The sequence below is a fragment of the Anaerosolibacter carboniphilus genome (assembly GCF_014205875.1).
GTDB lineage: Bacteria > Bacillota > Clostridia > Peptostreptococcales > Thermotaleaceae > Anaerosolibacter > Anaerosolibacter carboniphilus.
The window spans coordinates 17,458-28,855 of the sequence record NZ_JACHEN010000013.1 but is presented as its reverse complement, the minus strand read 5'-3'; the positions used below and the strand labels follow the sequence as shown (position 1 = coordinate 28,855).

The window sequence follows — 11,398 nt, the reverse complement described above, 5'->3', positions numbered from 1 at the left end:
GATGAGAATTCTTATTGCAGAGGATGATTTGACGAGTAGGAAATTTTTGTTTAAGTTTCTCTCCCAATATGGAGAATGTGATCTGGTAGTGGATGGTTTGGAAGCCCTAGATGCTTTCATGATGGCTATGAAGGAACAGGCACCCTATGATCTGATCTGCTTGGATATCATGATGCCTAAGGTCGATGGTGTAAAGGTACTTAAGGCAATCCGTGATTTGGAAAAGCAGCGAGGAATTTTACCAGATAAGAGATCCAAGATTATTATGACAACAGCTTTAGCAGAGACCCAATATGTTCAGAACGCATTCGATATAGGCTGTGATGCATATGCAGCCAAACCCATTGATACACAGAAATTGATAGATGTGATGACGAAGTTTGGATTGATATCCATATAAACTGACTAAGAAGTGAGCGAAGGAGATATTATTTAATAAAAAAGTTGCCTATTCCCTTTTAAAGGAAATATAATATAATTATAATAAATGAGGCTGAAATAAACTTTCTAAGAATCTAGAATGAAATTTGAAGTCGAATTTCAATATCAAACTGAGGGAGTGATATAGGTGCTAAAACCCAGCAGTGGAATTTCTATGGCTCTAATTAGGAGATTACCCAAGTATCATAGGTATTTGGCTGAACTTTTGGAGAAAGGTGTTGCCATAATATCTTCAAAAGAGCTTAGTAAAGTGATGGGCTTTACGGCTTCGCAAATCAGGCAGGATTTTAACACCTTCGGAGAGTTTGGACAACAGGGATACGGATATAATGTGGAAGTGCTCTACCGCGAAATTGGAAGAATTATTGGGTTGGATCAGACATATAGAACGGTGATTGTAGGTGCAGGGCATCTCGGCCAAGCTATTGCAAATTATACAAGCTTAAAGGAATCGAAGTTCATTCCTCAGGCAATGTTTGATATAAATCCTAGGATGTTCGGTATAAAAATTGGTGATATTGAAATAAAAGATGTGGATGAGTTAGAAAACTTTGTACGAAATCATCAAATCGATATTGGGATCATATGCACGCCTGGATCAAATGCCCAAGAAGTGGCAGATAGATTGGTGAAAGCCAATATAAAAGGTATTTGGAATTTTGCTCCTATAGATTTGAAGATTCCAGAACAAGTGGTTTTAGAAAATGTCCATGTTAGCGAAAGCTTATTTGCATTATCTTTTTTGATGAAGAATAATAAGTAGTTTTATATTAGAATCCTATGATGATCATACCTTATGAAAGCTCCTAACTACATTAGATAGGAGCTTCTTAAAGTTATTGTATTGTTTTTTTTACTGTCAAAGCCATTAGTGCGACTCGGTCACCATGGATATTCTTATTAATTTCATCTTCTAAAGCCTTGATCTTGCCTAATTCTTCCTGACTTAGATCAACGATCTGTAAATTTCCTAATCCATTGTTATTAAATCGGTTATCCATTTCTTCTCTTGTCATATTTTACACCTCCTATTCTAGTTTGTCTTGAATTTGTGATTGAATGTAATATACAATTTAACATGAATAGGATATTCTACTAATATAGATATTTACACTCGCATTTTTTAACGCGCTATTGGCAAATATAATTTAGCGATAGGCTTTGAGGAGACGATTTTAATGATGGATAAAAGAAATTATAAGCAGGTAAGAAACATTCTTCTAGGGATTTTTGTGCTTAACATTCTCGTAGCGGCAGCGAAGATTATTTATGGTGTCATTACCAAAACTTCAAGCATGACCGCTGACGGATATCACTCTTTGTCTGATGGTACTTCAAATATCGTAGGATTGATTGGGATATGGATTGCATCAAAGCCAGCTGATGAAGGTCATCCCTATGGGCATCATAAGTTTGAAACCCTAGCTACAGGAATTATTGGGCTTTTGTTGTTCTTTGTTTCTTATCAAATATTGATAGAGGCATACGAGCGATTTCGAAATCCCCAGATACCTGAGATCAATGGGGTAAGTTTTGGGGTTATGATCATTACGCTAGTTGTTAATATGATCATAACCAAGTATGAGGACAATAAAGGAAAGGAACTGAAAAGTGCCATATTGATTTCTGATGCCAGCCATACAAAAAGTGATATCTATGTGTCACTTTCTGTTATTGTAAGCTTAATTGCTGTGAAATTTAATTTTCTTATAATGGATACCATCGTGGCGGTAGTCATCGCCGTTCTCATCATAAAAGCAGGTTTAGAAGTATTGATTCCCAGCATCAATGTGCTATCTGATGCGTCTGTCATTGATTCGGAACAGATATATGGATTGGTAATGAACTTTCCCAACGTGATTTATTGTCATAAGATTAGAACCCGGGGCAAAGAAAACTACATCATGATGGATCTTCATGTGGGTGCGAATAAAAGTATCAGTCTCGAGGAAGCCCATACGCTATCCCATGATATCAAAGATAGAATTATTCAGGAATTTCAGGATATCAGAGAGGTGATCATCCATATGGAACCAGCAGAAAGGAAATGAAAACAAATAATTCATAAAATAAATAAAAAAGTCAAAAAATTTAAAAAACATGTTGCAAAAATATAAAAAATATATTATGATTATACCTATATTAAAAAATGCATAGAAACAAGTAGGCAACGGCGTCTACAAACAAGGAATATAAAATTCCTTGTTTGTTGGCGCCGTTTTTATATATAGGAAATATGGTTTTCAATTTCCTATATATGGGGTGTGCAGAGGGGATTCCCCTTTGCCGTATTCAGGAAGGTACTCAGCCTGCATTGCAGGCGTCGAAGGAAACCTAGGGTTTCCTAGGGAAAACAAATTGCCGATAGGCAACTTTGTTCCTTTTGCGATGTACAGCTGGCATCGGCATGAGAAAAAGACAGAGAACGTAAAAAAAGGAGGAATCATTTATGGATTATGGAATCGCAATTGATACGGTGTGGGTATTGGTGGCAACAGCTTTGGTATTTTTTATGCAAGCCGGTTTTGCCATGGTGGAAACTGGATTTACGAGAGCGAAAAATGCAGGAAATATTATTATGAAGAATTTGATGGACTTTGCAGTAGGATCTGTTGCTTTCTGGGTCTTAGGATTTGGAATCATGTTTGGACCAGATCTAAGTGGTTATATTGGAAAAGTAGATTTTCTCTCCTTAGGATCATTCGAACACTTAGAGTTGAGCATACCCAAAGAGGCATTCTTAATCTTTCAAACTGTATTCTGTGCTACAGCTGCCACCATCGTATCGGGTGCAATGGCAGAAAGAACAAAATTTAGCTCTTATCTTATTTATAGTTTAGTAATCAGTGCAGTGATTTACCCCATTGCCGGCCATTGGATATGGGGCGGCGGCTGGTTAGCTCAACTCGGGTTCCATGATTTTGCTGGTTCTACTGTGGTTCACTCTCTAGGGGGCTGGGCAGCATTAATGGGGGCATGGATTATTGGACCACGTATAGGCAAGTATACAAGTGATGGAAAAACCAGAGTCATTAAGGGCCACAGCCTCACCTTAGGTGCGCTAGGTGTATTTATACTATGGTTTGGATGGTTTGGTTTTAACCCTGGATCTACATTGGCAGGAACAAATACAGAAGCCATTTCCCATATATTTGTTACAACAAATCTGTCTGCAGCAGCAGGTGCCATTGCATCCATGATACTTTCTTGGTCACGTTACAAAAAGCCAGATGTGAGTATGACTTTGAATGGGGCGTTGGCTGGATTGGTAGGTATTACTGCAGGAACTGATATTGTAAGTCCTAGTGGGGCAGTAATGATCGGGATCATCTCAGGTATTGTGGTTGTATTGGCTATTGAGTTTATTGAAAATGTATTGAAAATTGATGATCCAGTAGGTGCCATCAGCGTCCATGGTATCTGTGGTGCCGTAGGTACGATCTTAGTAGGTGTTTTTGCCACCGATGGGGGATTGCTCTATGGGGGTGGAACAAAGCTACTGTTAGTTCAATTGATAGGTGTGGGCGCAGTAGCACTTTGGACCAATGTCACTGCATTCTATTTGTTTAAAGCTATCAATAAGACTGTAGGCTTGCGAGTAAATAGTGAGGAAGAAGAGGAAGGACTGGATAAGAAGGAGCATGGTACAGAGAGCTATGCAGATTTCCAACCAAGAGTGGTCTATTTGAATAGCGACCAGATTTAGTGATGAAGTCACCTGATAGCAATGCAAATATCTATAAAAAAGGAGGAACGCTATGGATAAAATCACCAAGGTGGAAATTATCACCAGACCAAATAAGTTTGAGGAATTGAAGGATGCCCTAAATAAAATTGGTGTCATGGGAATGACCGTTACCAACGTCATGGGCTGTGGTGTTCAAAAAGGGCAAACTGGTAATTATCGAGGTGTTGCCTATACACCGGAATTGCTTCCTAAGATCAAGGTAGAGACAGTGATTTGCGAAGTGCCTGTGGAGTTGGTCGTAGAGACAGCAAAAAAAGTATTATATACTGGTAAAATTGGAGATGGAAAAATATTCATCTATGAGATTGCTAATGTAGTGCGAATTCGTAATGGCGATGAAGGGAAGGTTGCTTTGAACAACCAACCTTAGAGAGCAAACCATGAGGTATAAGGGAATGAGAAAGTGGGAATAGTAACATAAATAAATATTCATTATGCATAAAAATAAATTTTTTCTGAAAATTGTATTGACAATGTATAAAAATAAGCGTAGAATTCATAAAAAAGACACATTAAAAAACGATGATGAGAAGAGTACACTTAGGAAGTAGTTTCAGCGAGTTGGTGATAGTGAGAGACCAGCACGAGACCTATGTCGAAGAACATCTCGGAGTTGCTAACCGAAATCCCTTGGGAAAGTAGGCTTAGACGGAGCCAAACCGTTATTGATTGGACAGTATCGATTTATCTATGATATTTCCGTACTGATAGAGTGAGCCGTACAGCTAATTTGGGTGGTACCGCGGAAGCAAGCCTTTCGTCCCTTTATAGGGATGATGGGCTTTTTATTTTTGACAAGAATGTATATGCTGCTGGGGTTTGATGGCAGTAAAACAAAAAGCATCAGGGGCGGTTTAAGCAACGGAAATCTGAGAGTCTTACTCGAAGGAATTTCGTTGGCACCATGAGCAGTTGCGGTAGCAACATGCGAATTTTTAAATTTTTATCAAGAATGTATATGCTGTTGGGGTTTGATGGCAGTAAAACAAAAATCATTAGGGGGCGGTTTAAGCAACGGAAATTCTGAGAGTCTTACTCGAAGGAATTTCGTTGGCGCCATGAGCAGTTGCGGTAGCAACATGCGAATTTTTAAATTTTTATCAAGAATGTATATGCTGTTGGGGTTTGATGGCAGTAAAAACAAAAATCATTAGGGGGCGGTTTAAGCAACGGAAATTCTGAGAGTTTTACTCGAAGGAATTTCGTTGGCGCCATGAGCAGTTGCGGTAGCAACATGCGAATTTTGTAAAATACGTTGAGAAAGGAGAACAAGACATGAAAAGAGTATGGATTCGAGAATTGGCAGAGAAGAAAGAGCAAGAGGTATTGCTAAAGGGTTGGATATATAAAATGAAAAGCTTTGGAAAATTTGCATTTGTGTTTCTAAGAGATAAAACGGGAATCGTACAGTTGGTGGTGGAAGATGAAGAATTGATCAAAGAGTTAAAATTAGAAATGGCAGTTACCATAGAGGGAACAGTATTCAAGAATGAGAGAGCTCCAGAAGGCGTGGAGATTCGTGTGAGAACTATGGAGATTCTTGGAAAAACCTATTATGAACTATTGCCTTTTAGCATCAACCAGAGAGAAATCAATGCGGCGTTAGAAACACAGCTAGATCATCGAACCATTGGTTTGCGTAGACCTGATAAGAGAGCGGTATTTAAAATCCAAGGAGAAATTGTAGAGGCATTCCGGACTTATCTGAGGGGTTATGGATTCTCAGAAATTCATACACCGAAAATTGTGGCATCTGGAACAGAAGGCGGCTCAGAACTATTTACTGTAAACTATTTTGAAACGAGAGCATTCTTAGCCCAAAGTCCTCAGTTTTATAAGCAAATGATGGTTGGAGCAGGATTTGAATCGGTTTTTGAAGTGGGGCATGCCTACCGAGCAGAGCTTCATAATACTTGGAGACATCTAAATGAATATGTGAGCTTGGATGTGGAGATGGGATTCATTGAAGATGAAAATGATCTGATGGATTTGGAAGAAGGTTTTATGCGATTCCTGTTTCAACATTTAAATAATACATGTAGTAGGGAGCTTGAGATGTTCGGTATTGTATTGCCGGAAATTCCAAAAATACCTAGAATTCCTTTAGGGGAGGTACAAAGAATATTGTTGGAAGAATACGATAAGAAGTCTCCTATAGGCAACATTGATGCAGAAGGAGAAATCTTGTTCTCAAAATATGTGAAGGAAAAGTATCAAAGTGATTTTGTATTTCTTACAAAGTATCCTGCTGCTAAGCGACCTATGTATGCCATGCCCGATGACGAGTTGATCGGCATGACCAAAAGTTTTGATTTGATCTATAAGGGGTTGGAAATTACCACAGGAGGGCAAAGAATCCATGATTACGAGATGTTGAAACAAAACATCATCAAGTTTGGTGCAAACCCCGATGATTTTGATTTTTACCTAGAAAGCTTTAAATATGGGATGCCTCCCCATGGTGGATTCGCCATCGGTTTGGAAAGAATTACCATGAAGATTTTGGATTTGGAAAACATCCGTGAATCCACATTGTTCCCAAGAGACTTGAACAGAATTGTACCATAGGAGGATTGAATATGAAGATAACAACGGAAACGATTAATTATATCGCAAAGCTGGCAAAACTTAAGTTTACAGAAACCGAGGCAGAGGCTTTCGCCCATGAATTCGAAGGAATTCTAGACCACTTTCAAAACCTCGATAAGGAAGATCTCAGCTTTGAGAACGTAGAAACCTACGCAGAAGGAAAGTCTATCCTTAGAAAAGATGAGTTAAGAACCTTTGAAAATAAGGAAGAGTTGTTTCAAAATGCAAAAGGAATGAAAGAAACATATCTTTCTATTCCTAAGGTTATAGAATAGGGGTGACATCATGAAAATAGAGCAGATGACTATTGAGGAGATTCAAAAGGGATATAGTGAAAAGCTGTTTACCGTTACAGAAGTCGTTCAAAGCTATTTGGATCGGATTGAGAAACTAGATCCGCAGATTGGGGCATTTATCAGCCTTTGTAGCGAATCAGCATTAAAAGAGGCAGAAGTACTAGATGAAAGACTGGCAGCGGGAGAAGACATAGGCCTTCTGGGAGGTATACCAGTGGCTGTTAAGGATAACATCTGTACCCGAAGCATCAAAACTACTTGTGCATCGAAGATTTTGGAAGATTTTGTCCCGCCATATGATGCAACGATTGTTCAGAAATTAAAAGATGCGGGAGCCATTATCATTGGAAAAACCAATATGGACGAATTTGCCATGGGATCATCTACGGAAAATTCAGCCTTTCAAAAGACAAAAAATCCTTGGGATCTCAGTAAAGTTCCTGGTGGTTCATCTGGCGGGTCTGCAGCGGCATTGGCTGCAGGATTTGTGCCATTGACCTTCGGATCAGATACTGGTGGATCTATCCGACAGCCGGCCGCCTTTTGTGGAGCTGTGGGGCTAAAGCCCACCTATGGGTTGATCTCAAGATATGGACTGATTGCCTTTGCATCTTCCTTAGATCAAATCGGTCCTTTTACGAGAACAGTGAAAGACTGTGCCCTAAGCCTTCAAGCAATCCAGGGATATGATCCATTGGATACTACCAGCATTCAAGGTGAACCAACTAAAGATTATATTTCAGACTTGAATAAAGGTGTGAAGGGGCTACGCATAGGCATTCCAAAGGAGTGCTTTCAGGAAGGTCTAGATCCAGAAATTCGAACCGCTATTGAAAACGCGGTGAAGCAATTTGAAGCAATGGGGGCTGTTATAGAGGAATTTTCATTACCGATTATGGATTCGGGACTTTCTGCTTACTATATTATTTCTTCAGCAGAAGCCAGTGCCAATCTTGCAAGATATGACGGTGTACGATATGGGTATAGAGCTGAAAGCTTTACAGGTATTGAGGAACTGATGGAAAACACGAGAACCGAGGGCTTCGGCAAAGAGGTAAAAAGAAGGATTATGTTGGGAACCTATGTACTTTCTTCAGGGTATTATGATGCATATTACAAGAAGGCCATGCTTCTTCGCAAAAAGATACGAAATGTGATGAAAAAAGCATTTGATTCCTATGATATCATTTTAACACCGACATCACCGGTGCTGCCTTTTTCTATGGGTGAAAAGACCTCAGATCCCCTTGAAATGTATTTGGCGGATATCTACACGGTAAACATCAACATTGCTGGAGTGCCTGCTATTTCCATTCCTTGTGGCTTTAGCCAAGGAAAACTGCCCATCGGATTGCAGCTTATCGGTGATCATTATGCTGAAAAGAAGTTACTGCAGGCAGCTTATAGTTTAGAGCAAGGGCTAGGGATTTTTGAAGAGACAGCGCCGTTAAAGGAGGCAGAATAACTATGTTTGAAACGATTATAGGACTTGAAATCCATGTGGAACTAAAAACAAAATCAAAAATATTCTGCGGCTGTTCCACGGAATTTGGTGCTCAACCCAATGAGAATACTTGTCCCATTTGTACAGGGCTTCCAGGAACATTACCTGTACTAAATGAGGAAGTAGTCAATCTTGCCATGCGGGCAGGGAGCGCATTGAATTGCCGCATCAATCATGTAAATAAATTTGATCGAAAAAACTATTTTTATCCTGACTTGCCTAAGGCATATCAGATCTCCCAATTTGACTTACCCATCTGTGAAAAAGGATTTGTAGATATTAAAGTAGATGATAAGGAAAAACGAATTGGAATCACGAGAATCCATCTGGAGGAGGATGCTGGAAAGCTGATTCACCTGGAAGATGCACCGGTAACCTTGATTGATTATAACCGAACAGGAGTGCCATTGATTGAAATTGTGACAGAACCTGATATGCGATCCTCTGAGGAGGCGGTAGCCTTTTTACGGGAATTAAGAGCTATGCTGGAGTATGTGGAGGTTTCAGATTGCAAGATGGAACAAGGCTCCATGCGATGTGATGCCAATATCTCTATCCGACCAATCGGACAAGAAACATTGAATACTAAGGTAGAAATCAAGAACATGAACTCATTCAAGGAAATATTAAAAGCCATTCAGAAAGAGGAGAAAAGGCAGAGAGAGCTATACACCTTTGGAGAGGCCTATAAGATAAAGCAGGAAACACGAAAGTGGGATAGTGCCAAGGGAAAGACGGTGCCTATGCGATCGAAGGAAGATGCCCATGATTATCGCTATTTCCCAGAGCCGGACCTGTTACCTGTGATTATTCAAGAAGAGGATGTAATGAAGGTGAAGGAGAGTCTTCCAGAACTTCCAGCTCAGAAAAAAGTAAGGTTTACTGAAAGCTACGGCTTGAATGAAAAAGAAATCACTATTCTCACTGGTAGAAAGATATTGGCCGATTATTTTGAAGAGGTAGTATCAGCAGGAATTCGCCCGAAAGAAGCATCGAATTGGATTCTTGTTGAAATGTTAAGGCTGCTGAAGGATGAGGATGGAGATGAAATTCCTGTGAAAGCAAGTCATCTAGGGGATTTGATCAAAATGATCGAGGAAGGTAAAATCAGCCGTACAGCGGGTAAGGAAATATTTGAAGAATTGGCGGCAACTGATAAAAGTCCTATGGAAATTGTGGAGGAAAAGGGATTAACTCAGATCAGTGGAGCCGATGAATTGGAAGCAGCAGTCCAGGAGATTTTAGATAGTAATCAACAGGCCATAGACGATTTTAAAAATGGAAAACCTCAGGCTATAGGATTTTTAATGGGACAAATTATGAAAGCGACGAAGGGAAAAGCCAATCCAAAGACAGCAAAGGAAATTTTAGAAAAAATGCTGGCAAATTTATAGGGGAACTGAACATGCCTTGGTATTTAATGATATAATATTTAAAAATTGTAAGGTGGGGAGGTTTTTGTCGTGGACCAAAAGATTGCTCTAATTGAAAGAGCGAAGGAAATGGATGTTGAATTCATCCATCTACAGTTTACGGATATTTTAGGTGTCATGAAAAATGTAGCCATCACGATTGAGCAGTTAGAAAAAGCTTTGGATAATGAAATCATGTTTGATGGTTCCTCCATAGATGGTTTTGTAAGAATTGAGGAATCTGACATGTATTTACGACCTGATTTGTCTACTTTTGTGGTTCTTCCTTGGACCAACTATCCAAGGGAAGCTAGATTGATATGTGACATATATAAGGCAGATGAAACACCTTTTGAAGGATGCCCTAGGAATACCTTGAAAAAGGTGCTTCAAGAGGCCGCTGATATGGGATATATCATGAATGTGGGACCTGAATGTGAGTTTTTCTTATTTCATACTGACGAGAAGGGGCAACCTTCCCTTGAAACCCATGACAATGCTGGTTATTTTGATTTGGCACCCATTGACCTAGGAGGAAATGCCCGTAAAGACATGACCGTGATCTTAAAACAGATGGGATTTGAGATAGAGACTTCCCACCATGAGGTGGCGCCAGGGCAGCATGAGATTGATTTCAAGTATGCTGACGCATTGACCACAGCCGATAATATTATGACCTTTAAGATGGTAGTAAGGCTTATTGCTCAGAGACATGGTCTCCATGCTACCTTCATGCCAAAGCCAAAATTTGGTGTCAGTGGATCGGGCATGCATATTAATATGTCCTTAGAAACATTGGATGGGAAAAATGCCTTCTATGATGAAGGCGATGAGATGAAGCTGTCCCAAGTGGCTTATCATTTTTTAGGGGGAGTCATGGACCATGCCAAAGGATTTACAGCTATTACTAACCCTACCGTGAATTCCTACAAGCGATTGGTGCCAGGTTATGAAGCCCCTGTACTGATTGCCTGGTCTGCAAGCAATCGAAGTCCTCTGATCAGAATACCTGCAAAGAGGGGAAATTCTACACGAATTGAGTTAAGAAATCCAGATCCTTCTGCCAATCCTTATCTGGCGCTGGCAGCTATTTTAAAGGCAGGACTCGATGGGATTAAAAATAAAATCGAGCCGCCAACACCTGTTACCAGCAATGTCTATCACATGGAGGAACAGGAGATGAAGGAGAAAGGCATTGAGTACCTACCAGGAAATATCTATGAAGCGGTACAATGGCTTTCAAAGGATGCTGTGATCAAAGAAGCCCTTGGAGATCATATTTATGAGAAGTTTGTTGACGCGGTCTTATATGAATGGACAGAATACTCTCGTTATATTTCCCAGTGGGAATTAGATCGGTATCTAAGAAAATTCTAAGAGTCATAAAGAATAGGATGGGGAAAAAGCG

Annotated in this window: 11 protein-coding genes and 1 other annotated feature; of the genes, 10 read left to right on the top strand and 1 reads right to left on the bottom strand. The window is 39.7% G+C overall.

Annotated features, from left to right (window positions below; genetic code table 11):
- Position 1: 1 nt before the first annotated feature.
- Together HNQ80_RS11255 and HNQ80_RS11250 are read left to right on the top strand one after the other, a co-directional pair.
- Positions 2-400 carry a response regulator gene (locus HNQ80_RS11255; protein WP_184310755.1) on the top strand — a complete coding sequence of 133 codons (399 nt, stop codon included), beginning with the start codon at positions 2-4 and terminating at the stop codon, positions 398-400.
- A 195-nt stretch (positions 401-595) separates the two neighbouring features.
- The gene (locus tag HNQ80_RS11250; RefSeq protein WP_184310859.1) at positions 596-1,204 is read left to right on the top strand and encodes a redox-sensing transcriptional repressor Rex; all 609 of its coding nucleotides are present in this window, start codon (positions 596-598) and stop codon (positions 1,202-1,204) included.
- A 73-nt stretch (positions 1,205-1,277) separates the two neighbouring features.
- On the opposite strand, the gene HNQ80_RS11245 is transcribed toward HNQ80_RS11250, so the two are convergent.
- Positions 1,278-1,457 (bottom strand): hypothetical protein, encoded by a 180-nt coding sequence (locus tag HNQ80_RS11245; protein ID WP_184310754.1) that lies wholly within the window; start codon positions 1,455-1,457, stop codon positions 1,278-1,280.
- A 162-nt stretch (positions 1,458-1,619) separates the two neighbouring features.
- Here HNQ80_RS11245 and HNQ80_RS11240 point away from each other — a divergent pair, with 162 nt between their 5' ends.
- The 8 genes from HNQ80_RS11240 (at position 1,620) to glnA (ending at position 11,367) form a co-directional block, all read left to right on the top strand.
- Positions 1,620-2,492: a cation diffusion facilitator family transporter gene (locus HNQ80_RS11240; RefSeq protein WP_207726976.1), complete on the top strand. Its 873-nt coding sequence runs from the start codon at positions 1,620-1,622 to the stop codon at positions 2,490-2,492.
- Positions 2,493-2,890: 398 nt separating this feature from the next.
- Entirely contained in the window at positions 2,891-4,147 is a 1,257-nt protein-coding gene (locus tag HNQ80_RS11235) for an ammonium transporter (protein ID WP_184310753.1), read from the top strand.
- 52 nt (positions 4,148-4,199) lie between these two features.
- Positions 4,200-4,559, top strand: coding sequence for a P-II family nitrogen regulator (locus tag HNQ80_RS11230; RefSeq protein WP_184310752.1), 360 nt, complete (start codon positions 4,200-4,202; stop codon positions 4,557-4,559).
- A gap of 143 nt (positions 4,560-4,702) precedes the next feature.
- Positions 4,703-4,957 (top strand) — a binding site (T-box leader).
- A 507-nt stretch (positions 4,958-5,464) separates the two neighbouring features.
- Positions 5,465-6,757: an aspartate--tRNA(Asn) ligase gene (gene aspS, locus HNQ80_RS11225; protein ID WP_184310751.1), complete on the top strand. Its 1,293-nt coding sequence runs from the start codon at positions 5,465-5,467 to the stop codon at positions 6,755-6,757.
- Between the two features lie 11 nt (positions 6,758-6,768).
- Positions 6,769-7,053: an Asp-tRNA(Asn)/Glu-tRNA(Gln) amidotransferase subunit GatC gene (gene gatC / locus HNQ80_RS11220; RefSeq protein WP_184310750.1), complete on the top strand. Its 285-nt coding sequence runs from the start codon at positions 6,769-6,771 to the stop codon at positions 7,051-7,053.
- Positions 7,054-7,063: 10 nt separating this feature from the next.
- On the top strand, positions 7,064-8,539 hold the full coding sequence (gene gatA, locus HNQ80_RS11215; RefSeq protein ID WP_184310749.1) for an Asp-tRNA(Asn)/Glu-tRNA(Gln) amidotransferase subunit GatA: 1,476 nt from the start codon (positions 7,064-7,066) through the stop codon (positions 8,537-8,539).
- 2 nt (positions 8,540-8,541) lie between these two features.
- Positions 8,542-9,972 carry an Asp-tRNA(Asn)/Glu-tRNA(Gln) amidotransferase subunit GatB gene (gatB, locus tag HNQ80_RS11210; RefSeq protein WP_184310748.1) on the top strand — a complete coding sequence of 477 codons (1,431 nt, stop codon included), beginning with the start codon at positions 8,542-8,544 and terminating at the stop codon, positions 9,970-9,972.
- Between the two features lie 69 nt (positions 9,973-10,041).
- A complete protein-coding gene (glnA, locus tag HNQ80_RS11205) occupies positions 10,042-11,367 on the top strand; it encodes a type I glutamate--ammonia ligase (protein ID WP_184310747.1) in 1,326 nt (441 codons plus the stop codon).
- Positions 11,368-11,398: the final 31 nt, after the last annotated feature.

Coding starts and splice junctions, on each gene's coding strand:
- HNQ80_RS11255 (WP_184310755.1), top strand. CDS start 2: ATGAGAATTCTTATTGCAGAGGATGATTTGACGAGTAGGAAATTTTTG.
- HNQ80_RS11250 (WP_184310859.1), top strand. CDS start 596: ATGGCTCTAATTAGGAGATTACCCAAGTATCATAGGTATTTGGCTGAA.
- aspS (WP_184310751.1), top strand. CDS start 5,465: ATGAAAAGAGTATGGATTCGAGAATTGGCAGAGAAGAAAGAGCAAGAG.
- HNQ80_RS11230 (WP_184310752.1), top strand. CDS start 4,200: ATGGATAAAATCACCAAGGTGGAAATTATCACCAGACCAAATAAGTTT.
- gatC (WP_184310750.1), top strand. CDS start 6,769: ATGAAGATAACAACGGAAACGATTAATTATATCGCAAAGCTGGCAAAA.
- HNQ80_RS11240 (WP_207726976.1), top strand. CDS start 1,620: ATGATGGATAAAAGAAATTATAAGCAGGTAAGAAACATTCTTCTAGGG.
- gatA (WP_184310749.1), top strand. CDS start 7,064: ATGAAAATAGAGCAGATGACTATTGAGGAGATTCAAAAGGGATATAGT.
- gatB (WP_184310748.1), top strand. CDS start 8,542: ATGTTTGAAACGATTATAGGACTTGAAATCCATGTGGAACTAAAAACA.
- HNQ80_RS11235 (WP_184310753.1), top strand. CDS start 2,891: ATGGATTATGGAATCGCAATTGATACGGTGTGGGTATTGGTGGCAACA.
- HNQ80_RS11245 (WP_184310754.1), bottom strand. CDS start 1,457: ATGACAAGAGAAGAAATGGATAACCGATTTAATAACAATGGATTAGGA.